Here is a 17,412-nt window from a genome sequence, read left to right as displayed (position 1 = left end):
CGCTAGAAATCAGGATCCCGATCGATCGGCTTTGCATGGCGAGTGGCTGGCCACTCCGCAAACGCAAGGAAGAGGAGCAAGCCGATGTTGGCGAAGGGGACGAGCGCCAGGAGACCGATTGCGCCCGGGAATCCGGCCTTCCGACAGATTCGCCAGACGGGCCAGAGGTATAACAAGCCCGTTGACGCAACAATGATGACTTCCATGGGACCAAGATACATCGATAAGCTCCGCAATGAACTGAGTCGCGAAGACGATCGCAACCGCACGCATGCCGTTTGTCGACTGAAACGAAACGGCCAGCTCAAACCGACTCCGCCTCGGCGTGCCCTGCATTCTGAAGGACGACCAGGGGCTCGCGAAGCTCGGCAAGATCTGAGTTCAGGTCGGTGCGGTAGGCGTCGACCCAGAGGTCCACGGTCCGGGAGATCACTCGCGAGACGGACTGAGGTCCGAGCGACGGACCAAACCATCGGGTGCCACCGGGTAAGAGCACGGCGACCAAACCCTGGAGCGCGAGGAAAAAGAGGATCATCATGGCGAGCAGGTGCCAGAGGAGCGTGAGCCCTGCATAGCTTCCCGAAAAGAGGTCTCGGGTCATGACAAAAAGTCCGATCACAACGAATGCCGATGGGACGATCCCACCCAGGCTACTCGCGAACCAGATGATCGATCGGCCCTGTTCGGAGAGCCGGACCGCGGCCAGTTCGAAACCGGCTTCGATCTCCTGGGAGATTGCCGCAATCTGTCCGGCTCCGTCGACGTTCACCGTCAGTTCACGCCAGCGTTCAATCGGAAGGCCATTCGCATAAAGGAGATCTTGAATATCTCGTGCTTGTGAACGCAGGACGACCTCAACAGGACCTCTAGCGACTCGATCGAGAGTGGACTCAATCAGACCTGGCCGATCGGTCTGACGCCGGCTGATCGAACGACGGACCAGGTTGGTCAGACCAAAACTGACGAAGTCGCAGAGGGCCAGCCAGAATCGGAACGGCCCCCAGAAACGCTCGTGCCGGCGGATGATCAAGAGGGGGACGAGCTCCGCCTCGACGGCCGCCAAAGGTTCGGCGATCGTTGCGGCGAGCCGCGTCCCTGCTTCTCCGGCACGTGTTGTCGCGAGCCGCGCGACCACTTCTAGCTTATCGGAAAAAGAGGCGGGAGCGATCCGTTCGATTTCGACCTGAAGGTGAGAGATCACGGCTTCGCGTTGTCGACGCAAGAGTCGAGCAATCTCGCTGCCGTGAAGTTCGCGTTCGAGATAGGCGCGGAGCGCGACCATATCATCGACCTCGGGCGCGAGGTTCGGGAGAACGCCCGAGGAATCAGGCACGTGGGCACGGGCACAGAGGCGAAAGATCCGGATATCCGCATGCCCCACCGCGGCGAAATGGGCACGGAGGTCTTCGGTAATCTGCTCGAGTTCTTCGGGAGAACCGATCCGATCGACCTTGTTGAGGATCGCCGCGGACGCGCTGAACTCGGTTTCGGTTCGCAGGATCGACCAGGTCCGCTCTTCCAGGTAGCGTTCCGGGCTGAAAACGTAGAGGACAAGGCCGGACCGTTTGAGGAGCGACTTGGTCGTGGCGCGATGCTGGACCATGAAGCTATCGAGGTCAGGGGTGTCGACGAGCATCTTGTGGCGGAGTTCGGGACGGTCGTGTGCGACGAACGTCGCTTTGCTGGCCAGATCTTCAGTCAGCGAGCCGAGCGAATCTTCCAGGTGGTGATAGGCCTGAAGCTGTCGGGTCGTGGGGCGAATCTCACTCGCCTCGGCAATCACGGTACCGGCCATCGCATTGATGAGTGTGCTCTTGCCGGCTCCCGTCCCCCCGGCGAGTGCGACGGTCAGAACGGGCTCGGAGGGCCCGAGCCATTGGCCACGCGCCCGCTCGATGAACGACTCGATGAGCGCCTGCTCGTAAGGGCGGATGATGAGCGCTCGAGGCGACTGGATCCGCTCGGCGAGCCGCTCGAGCGCGCTATTGATCGACCGTTTCGTGAGCTCGTCATTCACGGTCGGCCCCCTTCCGCGATCCGTGTCGCCTCGGCCTTGATCGAGGCGAAGTCGGCGCGTGCCGCATCGAGTTCGCCCGCGCTCACGGCGCCGGGGAAGAGGTTACGAACCGGCTGCTCCAGATGAACTTCAACGAGCTGGCGCATGGCCTGCAATTGGATGTCCTTCAATTCGGAACGGAGCGTCTCCAGGTAGCGACCCAACCCCCACTCGAGCAGATTTTGCCAGACTCCGGCAACCACCGGCCCCAGAACGGCGTCGGACCAATCAAGGCCCGCGGTCTTGATCACCAGAGCGACCGAGCTTGCGCTCACCATGAGGTTCGCCCCGCGCATCGTGGCCAGTTTCTTGGGGGTCTCGCGAAGCCGCTCGTGAAGGTCCTCTGCGCGTCGCCTTACCACGCGTTCCATCCGCTCTCGATAAACCTCGAAAGCCCGATCAAATGGGGCCAGCAATTCGGTCCGAAATCGTTCACTCTCAAGTTCCAAGACGATCGCGGTCCATTCCTCACGATTTTCCGAACGCGCGAGAACCTGGGCCTCGGCCTTGATCGCGGCGAGCCAGTGCGGGATCAGGTCCTGGAGGATTTCCTGCTCAGGCGGAGGCTTGGGTTCATTGGTACGATGCCCAAGCAGACTTCGGAATCCTCGCCCGGCGAGTTTCACGGGCATTCTGACCACCCGGCCGGTCAGTTCCAGGATCGGGCCGATGAGAGGGACCTGGAGTAATTCCATGAGATGGAGAAGCGTGCGGTTCAACTCTCCATAGCGAACCCCTTCGAGATAATCTTGGCGGTAGGGGTCCAGAATCGATTCGCGGGTCAGCCGGTGAATGGTTGCTTGCCAAGCGGCCGATGCGCTCACTTCATGGGTGAGCGGCCCCAGGAACTCATCGAGGCGACGCTCGAGAAATCCGATCGAACCCATCAATGATCGTCGCTTGATTGCGGGTTCCGATACCGCCTCGCGCTGGACCGACTCGCGGATTACGCTCGCCTCGTCGCGGCGCAGGAGCCGCTCCAAGCGATCGATTGGGGAAGTACCGGAGACTTCGGGCAACCGCAAGACAGGAGCCTGGCTGCCTCCGGCAGTGCCGAGCGTCCGGCCTACGTCTTCGAGGAGTGTGGGGTTCTCGGGCAACTTATTCGCCACGACGAGTGTGGCGACACCGGAATCGCCGACCATCTTCAGAAGTGAAGTTCCTCGGTCATCGGCATAGCACTCGTCGGTCACCGTCATCACGACAAGGTCGGCAAGTGCCAGGAGGTCGAGGATCGTGCCGAGGTAATATCCCGATTGTTCGGTTGAGAAGTCGGGCGCGTCCCAGACGATCGCAGTCGAGGCGGCCATTGGCGCGAGCTGAGCACCGGACAGGCGATCGATCTCGAAAATGGCGAGGGCTCGCCGATAGCCATCGCGTCGCAATTCCAGGTCGGTTTGGCGTGGAGGGTGTTCGCCGTGATAACGTCGATATCCCTGGAATCGCGTGGAGCTTCCTTCGAGCCAGCGATCACCGAGCGCGGAGAGGCGATAGGCCTCGGGGTGCTGGCTACAGCGAGCGCGAACACCCATGCCCGCCGCGGCTTGGCCCACAATCAAATTAACAACTGTTGATTTCCCAGTATTGGTCCCTCCGAAGAGAGTGACATGGACCGGGTCTGTCTCGATCCATCCCGGTTGGAAGGCGGGACGAACGCGCATTCGAAGCTGAGCGATCGCAAACGGGAGGATCGGCGCATGGATCGCATCGTCCGATGCCCAACGGCCCTTTGAGCTCAACGGAATCGCGCGTTCGAGTACCGCGATCAGCCGGTCACACGCGGCAATGGGATCGGTCACCCTTATCTCGTCGCCCATTCGAACGTGTCGCTCCCTGACCCTACCCGTTCAATGGCTCTGGAAATCGAGGGCAAATGACTTTGGGTTCAGGCTCTGACCGGTCACATGGCGCGTCAGGTCATCCCAAGTCAGCGAGCGGCCAGGCCCGAAGAGGCGTTCCTTGAGAAATCGGCCGACCGCCTGGTTTCCCACGTAGCTCGCCTTCGACGGATCGACCCCCTGAAGCACCTCGCGTGCGATCGTATGGTGGACCTGGGCCGCGAACAACTCGCCCATCATGTAGTTATGATAGTAGGCCGGGGCGCTGACGATGTGGATCTTGCTCGCGTAGTCAGGCGCATTGCGACCGTTCGGTCGGCGAAGTTCCTGGTACTTCTCAACCAGGTCCCACCAGAGGGTGTTCAAATCCTGCTCTGGGTTCTCATAGAGCGATTTCTCAAACCTGAGCATCACCTGACACCAGCGTGAAAAGATGAGTAGCTTGTGACTCCTCATTTTCGCCCCTGCCTCATCGAAGGCACGAGGGTCGTTGAGCTTGACGCCCATCTGCTGAAGCCAATCGGCATCTTTCGAGAATTTCTCGAACATCATCGCCACCCCCTCGGTGGCCAGGATGTGCGCCTCGGTTCTCAGCACGTAGGGGACGTCGCGAGGAATATTCTTGCTGCTGTAGACGGAATGACCGAGCTCGTGGAGCATCGTGCCCATCCAATACTCGTTGGGCACGATATTGGCCAGGACCCGGACGTCACCTTCACGGTCGATATCAATACAGAAGGCGTGGGGGCTCTTCCCCGGCTTCTCGTAGAGGTCGCTCTGGTTGATGACGTCTTCGATGGGCAGGCCGATCCCGGCATAGAACTTCCGGCAGAGCTCGAGGATGTCGGCCTTGGCGTATGCCTCGTCGAGGTCGGTCTTGAAGACGGCGGGCGTCTCTTGGAAGAAAGGATCGTGATAGTGCCAGGGACGAAGCTCGTCAACCTTCAATCCGAAGTTCGCGGCGAGCTTGCCATCGATCTCCGCCTTCGCCGCGCGAAAGGGTGCTCGCGTGAGTGCATCCAGTTCGTCGAACAGAGTGAGAACTTGCTCCTGCGATTGCTCGTTCAGATGCAACTGCATCGCATGGTAGTTCTTGAAGCCGAGCGTGTGCGCCGCCTCGTTCCGGAGTGCGACGAGTGCCTTTAAATCCGCTTCGACGGCTGGTCCAACCCCCTTGCTCGCTTCCCAGACCGCCTGGCGCCGTGGCTGGTCGTTCGATTCCTTCAAGACCTTGCGCACTTCGCTGTCGGTCATTTCGCGGCGGTCGACCGTGGCACGGTACGCGTTGAACGCCTTCTCGATCGCGTTCGCCTTGGCGCTGATCTTCCGAAGCAACTGAGGATCGACCTGCTTCTCGAGGTAGCTCAGATAGAGCACTTCGATCTGGCGTTTGAGGGCAGGGTCGGACACTGGGCTTTCTTTGATGGCCTTGAGCTCACTGAACCGCTGGCGATCGGCGAGGGCGGCGTCCAGTCGGTTTTGAGCCTCTTCCTTGGCCGCGAAGTCCTCGTCCTTGCCCGTGACGTTGGCGTTCCACCAGGACAGGGCGGCGGACCGTTCCAGAGGCCGGATCCGAGTCACATGATCGCTGACGAATCGCTGGGCCTTCACGTCGTTGTCGTTCACCTCAGGCGCACCCGAAGCAAGTGGGATGTCGCTGAGTCCCATGAGAAGCACCGCCATCGTCAGGAACACGGATCGGTGGAACATGTCGCTTGGCTTCCTCGTGCCATCGAGCGGAATTTGCGATGGGACATCTTCTCACGGGCGCCTTGAACTTGCAATCGGCGCTTTGTTCGCCGAGAGGTCGACCGGTTTCTTTTTTCAGGGGCACGGCTTGCTGGCTTTTTTTTCACAACCCAAAGTGTTTCGGATTGACCCTGCCCGGGTTCCGGCGGAAGATGCGAGTGCGCGGGAACGACCGAACCGAAGCGGCCAACTTTATGACCGAAGCGCCCGTCGGACAGGGTCTTACCATCAGCCCGAGATCGCTACGGTGCGAGAGCGCAGAGCGCGAATCGAAGTAGCGATGGAATCACCTGCCTGAACGAGCTTGCACCAGCGACGATTTCAAATTCTCCCATTGGCTTCGCTCGCGCGTCCTCCCGTCCGCAAATCAACTCCTGAGGTCTGATCGCCGCTCGCCCTCGCAGTGGACCCTTAATTTCCATGTCCGAACACGTACTTATTTCCTGCAACCAATGCCAGCGGGAACTTCGTGTCAGGGTCAATTACCTTGGTCAAAAGGTCGTGTGCAATCACTGCGGCCATCTTTTCGTCGCCGAGGCGAGGGAAGACTTCAACTCCGTTTCCATCGCTTCGGTGGGCGTTGCGGAGCAAAATCCAGCCGAATCGCCAGTCAGGACGGAAGTTCAAGAGCAAGAGATTCAACAGCTCAAGGAAGAGCTGTGCGAGCTGAAAACGGAGAACGACCGCCTCGCATCAAGATTTGTCGCGGCAAATTATCAACGAGTCTCCCTTCACCTCCGCGCCGAGAATCTCGAGTCGCAACTGCGACAGGCGATTGAGCATATTCGGCTCGTTCAAGACGACTTGGCCGCATGCGAGGTCGTTCGGTCGGAAGCCAATCGACTTCGTGTCGAAGCCTTCGCGCTTCGCGATGCAGCAATGCACGCCATCAGGCTCGAGGATGAACTTCAGAGGCTCACAAAGCAAGCAGAGGAACAACGGGTCGAGTACGAAGAGTCGGCCGCACTCAACGCTCGACTTCAGGAGGAAGCCGAGACGCTCGCCAAGGAACGTGAGCAGTCGTATCGCACGGACACGACCCGTCTCAGAGGCGAATTGACAGGACTTCGAGCGTCCCTCGACGCGCAGAGACTCGAGTATGAAGGGAAACTCGCCCGAGCCAATCTCGAACTCGATCAAGTCATGATCGAGCGTCAGAAGGCCAGCAGCGAACTCGAGGTGATCAAGGGCGAACGTGACCGCGCTCTGAGCGAACGCGATCTAGCGGTCATCGAACGCGATCGGCTCGCGGGGGAATTAAAGCAACTTGGAGATGGCCTCACCGCGGCCCACGAAGAAATCCATGGACTGGGCGAAACACTCGCGGGGGTTGCTCTCGATGGAGTGCGACTCGAAGAAGAACGAGAGTTTGTCTCACAGTTGCGGAATGAGATGCATACCTTGGTCAAGGAGCGGGAACGTTTCCTGGACGAGCAACTCGAAGAGCTGTCGGAAAAACGCGAACGACTAGAACTCGAGCGATCGGCCGTCAACTCAAGATGGGATCGTGACCGGCAGGATGGACTCGCCGAACTTCAAAAAGTGGCTGGCCAACTCGCCTCGATCCGCCGCGAACGGGATGACCTTTTTCAGACGTTACAGCAGACTCGCCGGGAGTTCGAAGCGTTCAAGAATCGGCGGCTCGATGAAAACGAGGCGCAGGGGAACCGGGAGCGAGAGCTTCGATCCATCATCAAGCGTCTTCAAGCGGCCCGACAGCCATTCGACAAATAATCACGCACGAGTCTACCGAGTCTTTGAGGCGATTCTCCACCCGAGCCCGTCAAGGCGTGCAGAGCCTCTCTCAACCACGCCCCGAATCCCGTCAGGTCGCTCGTTTACGAGGGATGGCGGGGACCGCTCTCAACCCGGTCGCCGGAGTGATAAGCCCGTGATAGAATGAGGTCACGGAACCAAAGGCGACGCTTCAGGTCGTTCGGAGTGCTCTCGGGAAATGCCGCCCAGCTACATCGTGGATATGGACGGGGTCATCTACCACGGCCACCGCCTGATCCCCGGAGTCCTCGACTTTCTCGAAAAGCTGAGGCGGGGAGGTCACAAGTTCCTCTTTTTGACCAACAACAGTCAGTGGACCCCGCGCGATCTGTGCCATCGACTCGGCCAGTTGGGAGTCGACGTCGATGAGTCGAGCTTCCATACTTCCGCACTCGCGACGGCCGACTTTCTTCACCAGCAGAAGCCCGGTGGGACCGCATATGTCATCGGTGGCGCGGGCTTGACGCATGCCCTTTACAGCGTCGGCTACACGCTGACCGAATCAAAACCGGACTATGTTGTCGTCGGCGATACCCGGAGCTACGACTTCGAGAAAATTGAGCGGGCCACCCGACTCATCGTGGGTGGGGCTCGATTCGTGGCGACCAACCTCGACCTGACCGGTCCCTCGGAACAAGGAATTCAGCCGGCCTGCGGCGCTTTGGTGGCACCGATCGAACTGGCGACAGGCCGAAAACCCTACTTCGTCGGCAAACCCAACCCGTTGATGATGCGGACTGCGCTCCGAAAGCTCGAAGCCCATTCGGCCGATTCGTTCATGGTGGGCGATCGAATGGACACCGACATTCTCGCCGGGACCGAAGCTGGGATGAGAACGATCCTCGTCCTCTCTGGAGTCAGCTCGCGTGAAACAGTGGAGCAGTATCCCTTCCGCCCGACTCTCATTTTCGAGAACGTCGGCGAGATTCCGGTCGAAACCCTGACCTGAACGTGCCTGGCCGGCAGGCGATACCTGAAGAGGGGAATCTCAACCGGCCGGGCCGGCCGCGCAACCGGGAAATTCCCGTGCTTTTGCTCGGTGATGAGAGCTGGGCAGGAGACCGAGGTCTCCCGCCCAAAAGTCAGGGTCGTTCCGATCAGAGCGGAGGCGGCAGCCCTTCGCGACGATCGTCTCTCGGTCGATCGCCCTCGCGGGGCGGTTCTTTCGGTGCGAACTCCTTGCGTTTCGCCGCGATGCCTTTGCGTTTTGGCTCGAACTCTTTGCGTTTTGCCTTGGGCCGTTCACCATCGTGAGGTTGGCGCCTCGGCTCACCATACTCACCCTTCGCCTCAGGACGATCACCGTCGTGGGGAGGGGGGGGACCGTCGTGGAGCGCATGGGCGAGATGTTCGGAAACGTGGGTGATCGCGATGGCGGCTTTGGCGAGTTCCCCGGCTCGATCTAGGCGGCCTGCTTCGGCATCGCGACGTGCCGCATTGTAGAGGTCACGTGCCGCGTCGATGTAGAACTTGTCGGCCTCGTCCTTGGGGGCGTCGAGGCCACCGCGGACCCGGTCATGAGCATGCCAGAGATCGCCACGGACCGGATTGTGGTCGCCTCCTCGTCCCCCTTCGGGGGGGGGCGGTAGGTCACTGTCGCGTTCTTCGTAAACCGAGGCGTTCTTTGAATGCTCCACAGCGCGGGCCAGATCATGAGCCGCAATGCCATATTCGTGGGCGCGACGCTCGTCTCCCTCTTTGTGGGCCTTAACTGCATCGCGATAGAGCGTTGAGGCCCGCTCGGTCCAGTCCTTGAGACGTTCCTCGGGGCGACCGGAAGATCGGCCGTCAGCTCGAAGTCGGCGAAGAAGCTCGTAAGCGCGTCTGAGCGCGCCACCCGGTGGCTCGTCGGCCTTTTTTCGAGGAGGCGGAGGAGGGGGGGGACCACCTCGCTCCTCGTCAGGAGGAGGTTGCGCGGCAACCAACGCGATACCGATCAGGCTGCTGGCGCCCATCGTCAAGATCTTGATCACGGCTTAGTTCTCCTTGGCCCCGGCCTTGTCCGTACTTCGCGACAACGCCAATCGCGCCGTCTCTTGAGGCTCAAAGCACGACTGATGCCAAAGCCAATAAGTCGCGATTTCACTCGCTTTTTGGTTCACGAGACGCCAGTCATGGGCACGAACCCCCCGGATCGGAGGGGGATTTCCGCCCACGAACGGGGGCTCATCCGATACGATCGACGCCGGTCGTCACGAATGACCGACGATTCCCCCGAAGAACACGATTGGCCCGATGATTGCTTTGTCTGTGGGAATCAGGTTCCTCTCTCATCTGGCTCAAGGCGAGGATCATGGCGCGTCCGAGGATACGGATCCCGCTCAAATGGCAAATCGGCGTGGTTGTCGCGTGCTTTGTGGCCGCCTTGACATCGCTCTGGATGACGTCCACCTCGGTCATCGAACGCGAGCGGCGCCGCGCCTCTGCCAAAGGGGTGCTCGACCGTGCGGGAGAGAGTCTGGCGAAACGCGGAATATCGGTCCTCGTCCGGGCGCCACGCTGGCCCGACTACCTCGATCCGGCCGATTGGGACGCGCTCGATCGTGATCTCTCGGCGCAAGCCACCGAGGCGTTGGCTCCGTTCGATGGAGTCGAAGGCGGCTATTACGTCCGTGACTTCAACCGCTTCCTCGGCGCAGCGTTCCCGACCGCTCCTCCACCGCCCCCGACCTACAAGCTGGAGCCAAACAGCCGTCGTGCGGGGCCCCCTCGATCCGAGGCCGAGCTCATCGAGATTCAGATCGACGCGGCTATCCGGAAGAAACAGAGCCTGTTCATCGTCGAAGTCAGCCAGCCGAGCCTGGTCGCAATCCGGACCGCTCCGGTCGCCGTGCGAGGCCAGGTCGTCGCCGCGACCTGGACGATGATCCGGCTGGAAGACCCTTTGTTCCTGAACCGGTCGATCCAGGGTTATCAACTCGCGGCCGGACTCGCTCTTGGCGGCATCGCGCTCTCATTGGTGCTGATGGCGGAGCTTGCCCGAACCGTCCGGCGCCAGGCGGCCGAACGTGAGCAACTGCAAACCGAGCTCAGGCGTTCGGAGCGACTCGCCGCGCTCGGTAAACTCCTCGCGGGAGTCGCCCACGAGGTCCGCAATCCGCTGGCGGGGATCCGTTCCACGGTCCAGCTCTGGCAACGAGGTATCGGTCCCGATGCCGAGTCGTTCGAGGGGCTCGTCGACGAAGTGGATCGCCTCGAAGGTATCGTGGCTCGCTTGCTTCACTTCTCCAGGGCCGACGCCCAGGACCTGATGCCGAGCGATCTCAATGAAGTCGTCGCGGAGGTCGCCCGGCTGTCCTCCGCCAGCGCCGAGGCGCAAGGGGTCACGGTAGAACTCGACCTCGATCCCGACCTCCCGCCGATTCTGATGGCTCCTCCGGCGATCGTGCAGGTTTTCCGTAACCTATCAACTAACGCACTTCAGGCCATGCCGGGCGGAGGAACACTTCGCTTCTCGACCCGGACCGACGTCATTGCGGGGGTCGTCGAGGCTCGAGTGGCCGATACGGGTCCCGGCCTTTCGCCCGAAGTCCTCGCCCACCTGTTCGAGCCCTTTTATACCACCAAGGCCGGCGGGACGGGCTTGGGGCTCGCGATCGCTCGCGAGATCGTCCTGGCACACTGCGGCGACCTTCGTTCCGAACCGGGACGGTCGGAACGAGGGGCACTTTTCACCTTGACGTTGCCGATTCTCAGACGGGACGGCCATGGAGTCTGATCCGATGAGCGAACCGGCCCTGATCTTGGTCGCCGATGATGATCGCACGATCCGTCGCAACCTCGTCCGACTCCTTCAGTCCGAGGGATACCGCACGTCCGAGGCCGCCGACGGGCTCGAGGCCCTCGCCTCGATTCGAGCGGAGCCCCCAACCGCCGTGCTCCTGGATTTGAAGATGCCCGGTCGGGATGGCCTCGACGTCCTCCGCGAGCTCGGTCCGGCCCTGTCGGATCTCCCGGTCATCGTGGTCACTGCCTTCGGCGGGTCGACCGCGGCGATCGAGGCGATGCGACAGGGAGCCTACGACTATCTTTCCAAACCGTTCGATCTCGACGAGGTCCTACTGACCTTGAAACGAGCCTTGCACCAGCGATCTCTGGCTGCCGAGGTTCGATCGCTACGAGCCGAGGTTGACGTCGATGAAACGGGCGAATCTCCTGAGGACGAACCTCAGATGGTCGGACAGAGCCCACCGATGCGCGAGGTGTATAAGGCGATCGGACGCGCCGCGGCAACCGACGAACCCGTTCTGATCGTGGGTGAGAGCGGCACCGGCAAGGAGCTGGTCGCCTCGGCCCTACACACTCACTCGCGTCGTGGCGAAGGTCCGTTCGTGAGGGTCAACTGCGGAGCCTTGCCCGACGGTCTCATCGAAAGCGAGCTCTTCGGCCATGAACGAGGCGCCTTCACTGGAGCCGATCGCCAGCGTCCCGGCCGATTCGAGCGTGCGGCGGGGGGGACGATCTTTCTCGACGAAGTGGGCGAGCTTCCCCAGGCCGCCCAGGCCAAGCTGCTCCGTGTCCTCCAGCGCCGGGAATTCGAGCGTGTGGGAGGAACCGAGACCCTCAAAACGGACGCCCGGGTGGTCTCGGCAACCCACCGAGATCTCCCCAAGGACGTGGCTGCCGGTCGATTTCGCGAAGACTTGTTCTATCGCTTGAACGTCATCCGAATCGCCATCCCCCCCTTGCGGGAGCGTACTGATGACATCACCCCCCTGGCCGAGCACATCCTGCGGAGACTCGAACGGAAGTATGGGTGGGTCAGCCTCAGCTTGACCCCCAAGGCCTCGCAAAAGATTCTCGCGAACCCTTGGCCCGGCAACGTCCGGCAACTGGAGAACTTCCTAGCCAGAGCCGCAATCGCCGCGCGCGGGCGGCCGATTCTCCCCGAACACCTGGATGTCGACGAGCCCGGATCAAGCCTGGCGGCCGAGCCTTCCGAAACGGACGATTCGTTGCCGTTGCGAGCCCTGCTCGCCGAAGTCGAGCGGCGCGCGATCCATCGCGCCTTGATCGCCTGCGAAGGGAATCGCACCAAGGCGGCCGCGCGACTCGGCATCTCCCGTCGCCAACTCTTCGATAAAATTCGTGAGTACGACCTTCATCCCTGAGGAACAAGGCCTGAGTCAGCCTCTCCCTCAGCAGAGGGGCAAGTCGTCTGAAATCGAGGGAGTTCGAGGCGGGGGGAATTGATCAGTCTGGCCTATCGACCCAGACCCATGACTCCGACACCTACTTCGATGCCGATGGGTCTGCGTTGGCTTCCGATTTCGGCGCCTCGGACTCAGATTCGGAACCCGACTCGGATTCCGACTTTGCCTTCGAGGGCTTCGCGGGTTTACGTTCCGGAACAAACTTCAAGGCGATCGAGTTGATGCAGTAGCGCAGGCCGGTCGGTGCGGGGCCGTCATTGAAGACGTGACCGAGATGCGAGCCGCAGCTCTCACAAAGGACCTCAATTCGAGGGGATCCCTCGCTGTTATCAATCTCGGTAGCAATGTTTTCCAAATCAATCGGCCGCCAAAAGCTCGGCCACCCCGTCCCCGAATTGAATTTGGTTCGTGAGTTGAACAACTCGGCACCGCAGGCCACACAGTCATACGTTCCCTTGGCATGGTTGTTGAGCAACCGACCCGAAAACGGCTCTTCGGTGACCTTCAATCGGCACACGAGAAACTGGCTCCGAGTCAAGATCTTGGCCCACTCTTCGTCCGACTTGATCACCTTCTTTTTTGGCTTCTGAACCGGTTCTTGCCCCACGCTTGGCATCGTCGAAAGAACCGCGCACGACAAGACTGTAAGTATCGAAAGAATGCGTCGACTCATGGTCCGTGTCTCCGAAATCTGGTGTGACGATTCAGAGCTGATCGAAGCCTTAGTCGCGATCGCGCCTCGCAGACACGATCATTTTCCCGACCTGGTTCTCGATCACGAACGCTCGGCAACTTCGCCCATCAAACCTGATGCTCTCATTCTCATTGATTCTATTCAATGAGACAAGCACTCTTCCAAAACCACCAGGCTGCCCAATCGCCGCAAACCACCGAAACCCTTCAGAAAGCCAGAGGTTTTGGGGTTGAGGTCGGGGTTTGCCGACGACTAAGCGTATCCCATTTTACGACGCTGACTTCGATCGGGTGGACAAGTGGTGGTTGATCTTGAGGTTTTTCTCGATCCGGAGTTTTATAAAGATGCGTGTTCAATGCCGGACTACGGAGGGTTCCGGGGAGTCAAGGACTGATGTCGCTCACCAATTCACCTCGCAAGCCTCGAAAATGGCTCCGGAGGTTTCTCCTTGCCGCAGTATTGATCCCAGCTCTGACTTTGATGAGTCTACCCTGGCTGGCGTCAACTTCTCCTGTTCGACTCATGGTCGTCTCGACAGCCAATCAAGCACTGGCGCCGAGTCGGCTCGAGATCGGAGGCTTGAGATTCTCCTGGTTTGGTCAGCAGGAGATGCGCGGGGTCGTCCTCCGAGATAAACAAGGGAAGGCGCTCGTCACGATCCCTCGCCTGAGTCTCAAGCGATCGTTGCCCAGCCTGGCGACGGGTAATCCCGTGGGGGGGCTTCTAGTCCTCGACGGAGCCAAGATCGATATCGAGCGTCGGGCTGACGGTTCGATCGACCTGGTCGATGCCTTGGATTCTCTGCTCAAGGAGGACCCAAACAAGCCGGCCCCGAAGGAACCAGCCCCGAAATCCGCGAAACCGGGGCGCCCCTGGGACGCGATCTCGGTCAAGCTCATCAATGGCTCGCTCAGCGTGCGGGCTCCCGAGCTACCGGAACCGATCCGAGCCCGTCGTTTTGAACTCTCGGCTAAAATGCCCGCCGTGAAAGGGCCTGTGACCTGGCAGGTCGTTCTCGCGAATCCCTCGGAAAAGGACGATTCGACGCTTGAGATCAGTGGAGAGCTCGATCATCGCGCTCCGAACTCGGGCATCCCTCCTCTCACGGCCAAGTTGGTTGCTCGTCATTGGCCCTGGAGCGTCGACTCCGGTGGCGTGACGATGAGGGGCCGTCTCAACGGGACTTATTCGACGGTCCGGAAAACCGAACAGTGGAGTTTCTCGGGCCAAGGTGAAGTCCTGGGGCTCGAGGCGACAGGCACAGCATTGGCTGGCGATCGACTCCAACTCGATCGGGTCGGCGGAAACTACGAGATCGCCGAGACCGGTGGTGCATGGGACGTGCGGCAACTCGACCTGGCTAGTCCGCTCGGTTCGCTCAAGGCGACAGCCAAGCTGACGACCGGCTCGCAGTCGGTTTCCACAAAAATTCAGGGCCAGCTCGATCTCGCCGCCCTGGCGCGACAGCTTCCCCACGTTTTGCACGTCCGCGAAGGGCTCTCGGTTGAAAAAGGCCTGGCAAGACTCGACATCGAGATCGCTGATGCCGAAAAGGGGCCAGGTCGTAAGCTGGTGGCCGAAGCCCGAGTTTCCGACTTGGAAGCACGGGACAAGGGACAATTGATTGCCATTCGCGATCCGGCAAGCCTCTCCGTCCACATCCTCCAGCGACCTGACAACATCAAGGTGGAACAGTTCGCCGTCAAAACCGCATTCCTCGACGCGACGGGGGCAGGCGACCTCGAGAGCGGGGTCAAAGTTTCGGCCACCGTCGATCTCGAAGGGCTCAAGAACCAACTGCGTGACCTGATCGATTTCGGTACGCTCGACATGTCCGGCAAGGGACGGATCGCCTTCGATTTTCGGCGCCCGGAGAAACAACGATACACCAGTCGACTGGCCGCCGAGTTCCTCGCGCTTCGCGTCGTCGGCTTAACGGCCGAACCAATCGCGCGTAAGGCCGTTCGCCTCGACCTCGGCGCCACCGGACCACTGGCCGATTCCGCGATTCCGAACTCGTGGAACGTGGCCCAGTTCGCGCTCAAGTCCGACGATCTGACCGCATCCACCAAGCTCTCGACGACGACGACCGACGGAGCCTTCCAGATCGACGAACTGCGGCTGGCTTTGGTTCCACTTCCTCAGAACCCTCCCCCCGCAGCCGTTCTCGACCCCGTCCGGCTTGCAGTGAAGGGCCGCTTCGACTCGACGACGGGGACGCTCGAGCTGCAATCACTTCCGGACGCGCTGAAGCCGGAACCGGTTGCAATCGGCGAAGAGGGCCTGAAGATCATTGGTCTGAACCGGGGCGGCGCTCTTCACGTGGAGGGAACGCTGACAGGGGATCTCGCTCGAATCGACCGGAGCTATGCATGGTGGTCGGGGGGAGCGGCAATGGACCTGGCCGGGGCCTTTTCGTTGAAGTCGGGCATCAACATTACGCCTGAAGGCGCGATCACCGCCTCGACAACATTCCAGTCGCCCGACCTCTCAATGGCTGGTTCAGAAGGAAGCCCTCGCCGGATCCTGGCGCCAGCGGTCCTCGCGATGCATACCCAGAGTTCCCCCAGTTTCGACCAGATCGAAATTGTGAACATGGCGATGGCGATCCGCCACGCGAGCATTCACGCCAAGGGAAACCTCAACACGAAGGGGGATCGGCGGTTTGCCGACTTCGCCGGCACCCTCGACCCGAACTGGGCGGTGCTTGATCCCCTGGTGGCCGAGTCGATCGAACCGAAAGCCAAAGTTCGCGGTGAGGCTCGCCCATTCATGATTCGTGGGCCACTCACGGCCGAGGGTTCGGGCAGCGTGCTCCAGGAACTGGAAGCGGAGCTTGGCTTCGACCGGTTCGAGGCGATTGCATTCGGACTCAAGGTCGCACCCACTCCAATTGTCCTGCACTGGAGTGGTGGAGTGGGGACAATCGACCCGATCGAGACGACGATCAACAATGGGCCGACGATCCTCAAACCAAGCCTCGACGTCGACAAGGCGGGGACAGTCACCTTCCGGCTGGCCCCGGGCTCGGAAATCAAAGGGGCGGAGATCAACGACGACGTTTCGCGCAGCCTGCTCGCCTACATCGCGCCGATGCTACACGATGCCACGAGGGTGACCGGCAAGGCCTCCGTCACGATCTCCAAGGCGGATTACCCGATCAATGGAGACGATTCGACCCACTCCACCCTGATCGGACGCGTCGAATTTCAGGACGTGAACTTTGCACCGGGGCCGTTCGCGGGTGAACTCATCACATTGACCGGCCAGAAAGGGGCGTCGGGACTTCGTCTCGACCAGCCGATTGAACTGGCGATCGCGGACGGACGCGTCAATCAACGCGGACTGTCGATTCCCGTGGGCCGTGACGCCAAGCTCGAATTCGAAGGCTCGGTCGGATTCGACCAGACGATCGCGATGCGGGCGAAGGTCCCCATCACTCAAGGGATGCTCGGCAATAGCGCCGAGGCGAAGGAGTTGCTGGAAGGGCTGAAAGTCGGCCTGCCCATTGGTGGAACGCTCTCTCATCCCACGATCGATCGCAGGGGTATGAAAGTTGGCTTGAGAGATGCAGGTAAGTCGGTCCTCAAACGAGGAGCGAGCGACCTGCTCAACAACCTGGTCAAGCCGCCCCGGTCGAACGACCAACGCAACCCCCGCCTCCGCTGAGGATGCGGCGGAAAGTCTCCCTCATTTGAGGGGAGGCGCTGTCATTAGACTTGCCCTACGAGCTGCCCCGTTTCCCTCTCAAACTGAGTGGGACACGGGGCCTTTCCATTAGGTTGGTGCTCGGTTCAGCCCCCGGAACGAGGGCCAGATGTCCGGAGCCATTCTCGGACCCTTGTGAGGCCCTTGGCCGAAAGTCGATGTGCCACGATTGCGAAAGTAGCCCGAAGCGAGTCCGGGGTCGACAAGGTCCCGGTTTCATCATTCGCCGAAGGTGATCCAACGATCGGAGAAAGCTCGTCGCCTGCTCGCCATTCCCGCAGTGACCCTACGGCCAAGTCGAGCGAACCGGACCACGCCGGCCGAGGGACCGACGCTGATCCTACCACTTGAGACGGGTCTACCACTGCGTCCCCCGCCGTCCGTTGAGAGATTTGACCTCCGCGTCCGAGACGGGCTTGCGTCCCGTGATCATCTCGC

At 60.9% G+C, this 17,412-nt stretch carries 11 protein-coding genes; 5 read left to right on the top strand and 6 right to left on the bottom strand.

Annotated elements, in window-relative coordinates:
- Nucleotides 1–2: 2 nt before the first annotated feature.
- From V5E97_RS34245 to V5E97_RS34230, 4 genes are all read right to left on the bottom strand, one after another.
- Nucleotides 3–221 carry a hypothetical protein gene (locus V5E97_RS34245; protein WP_406696026.1) on the bottom strand — a complete coding sequence of 73 codons (219 nt, stop codon included), beginning with the start codon at nucleotides 219–221 and terminating at the stop codon, nucleotides 3–5.
- Between the two features lie 83 nt (nucleotides 222–304).
- On the bottom strand, nucleotides 305–2,017 hold the full coding sequence (locus V5E97_RS34240) for a GTPase (protein WP_406696025.1): 1,713 nt from the start codon (nucleotides 2,015–2,017) through the stop codon (nucleotides 305–307).
- Nucleotides 2,014–3,873: a hypothetical protein gene (locus tag V5E97_RS34235; protein WP_406696024.1), complete on the bottom strand. Its 1,860-nt coding sequence runs from the start codon at nucleotides 3,871–3,873 to the stop codon at nucleotides 2,014–2,016. The genes V5E97_RS34240 and V5E97_RS34235 overlap by 4 nt, the downstream gene beginning before the upstream one ends.
- Before the next feature lie 30 nt (nucleotides 3,874–3,903).
- Nucleotides 3,904–5,604, bottom strand: coding sequence for a M2 family metallopeptidase (locus V5E97_RS34230; protein WP_406696023.1), 1,701 nt, complete (start codon nucleotides 5,602–5,604; stop codon nucleotides 3,904–3,906).
- Between the two features lie 459 nt (nucleotides 5,605–6,063).
- Here V5E97_RS34230 and V5E97_RS34225 point away from each other — a divergent pair, with 459 nt between their 5' ends.
- Nucleotides 6,064–7,377 carry a coiled-coil domain-containing protein gene (locus V5E97_RS34225; RefSeq protein ID WP_406696022.1) on the top strand — a complete coding sequence of 438 codons (1,314 nt, stop codon included), beginning with the start codon at nucleotides 6,064–6,066 and terminating at the stop codon, nucleotides 7,375–7,377.
- Between the two features lie 220 nt (nucleotides 7,378–7,597).
- A complete protein-coding gene (locus V5E97_RS34220; protein WP_406696021.1) occupies nucleotides 7,598–8,368 on the top strand; it encodes an HAD-IIA family hydrolase in 771 nt (256 codons plus the stop codon).
- A 148-nt stretch (nucleotides 8,369–8,516) separates the two neighbouring features.
- Here the strand turns inward: V5E97_RS34220 and V5E97_RS34215 are convergent, their stop codons facing one another.
- Nucleotides 8,517–9,392, bottom strand: coding sequence for a hypothetical protein (locus V5E97_RS34215; RefSeq protein ID WP_406696020.1), 876 nt, complete (start codon nucleotides 9,390–9,392; stop codon nucleotides 8,517–8,519).
- A gap of 320 nt (nucleotides 9,393–9,712) precedes the next feature.
- Between V5E97_RS34215 and V5E97_RS34210 the strand changes: the two genes are divergently transcribed.
- Nucleotides 9,713–11,137, top strand: coding sequence for a two-component system sensor histidine kinase NtrB (locus V5E97_RS34210; protein WP_406696019.1), 1,425 nt, complete (start codon nucleotides 9,713–9,715; stop codon nucleotides 11,135–11,137).
- Between the two features lie 4 nt (nucleotides 11,138–11,141).
- Entirely contained in the window at nucleotides 11,142–12,530 is a 1,389-nt protein-coding gene (locus tag V5E97_RS34205; RefSeq protein WP_406696018.1) for a sigma-54-dependent transcriptional regulator, read from the top strand.
- A gap of 121 nt (nucleotides 12,531–12,651) precedes the next feature.
- On the opposite strand, the gene msrB is transcribed toward V5E97_RS34205, so the two are convergent.
- Nucleotides 12,652–13,245: a peptide-methionine (R)-S-oxide reductase MsrB gene (gene msrB / locus V5E97_RS34200; RefSeq protein WP_406696017.1), complete on the bottom strand. Its 594-nt coding sequence runs from the start codon at nucleotides 13,243–13,245 to the stop codon at nucleotides 12,652–12,654.
- A 600-nt stretch (nucleotides 13,246–13,845) separates the two neighbouring features.
- Between msrB and V5E97_RS34195 the strand changes: the two genes are divergently transcribed.
- Nucleotides 13,846–16,935 carry a hypothetical protein gene (locus tag V5E97_RS34195; protein WP_406696016.1) on the top strand — a complete coding sequence of 1,030 codons (3,090 nt, stop codon included), beginning with the start codon at nucleotides 13,846–13,848 and terminating at the stop codon, nucleotides 16,933–16,935.
- Nucleotides 16,936–17,412: the final 477 nt, after the last annotated feature.

Source organism: Singulisphaera photorubra, assembly GCF_045290345.1.
GTDB lineage: Bacteria > Planctomycetota > Planctomycetia > Isosphaerales > Isosphaeraceae > Singulisphaera.
The sequence above is the reverse complement of the archived record's forward strand: the minus strand, read 5'-3'. Positions and strand labels throughout refer to the sequence as shown.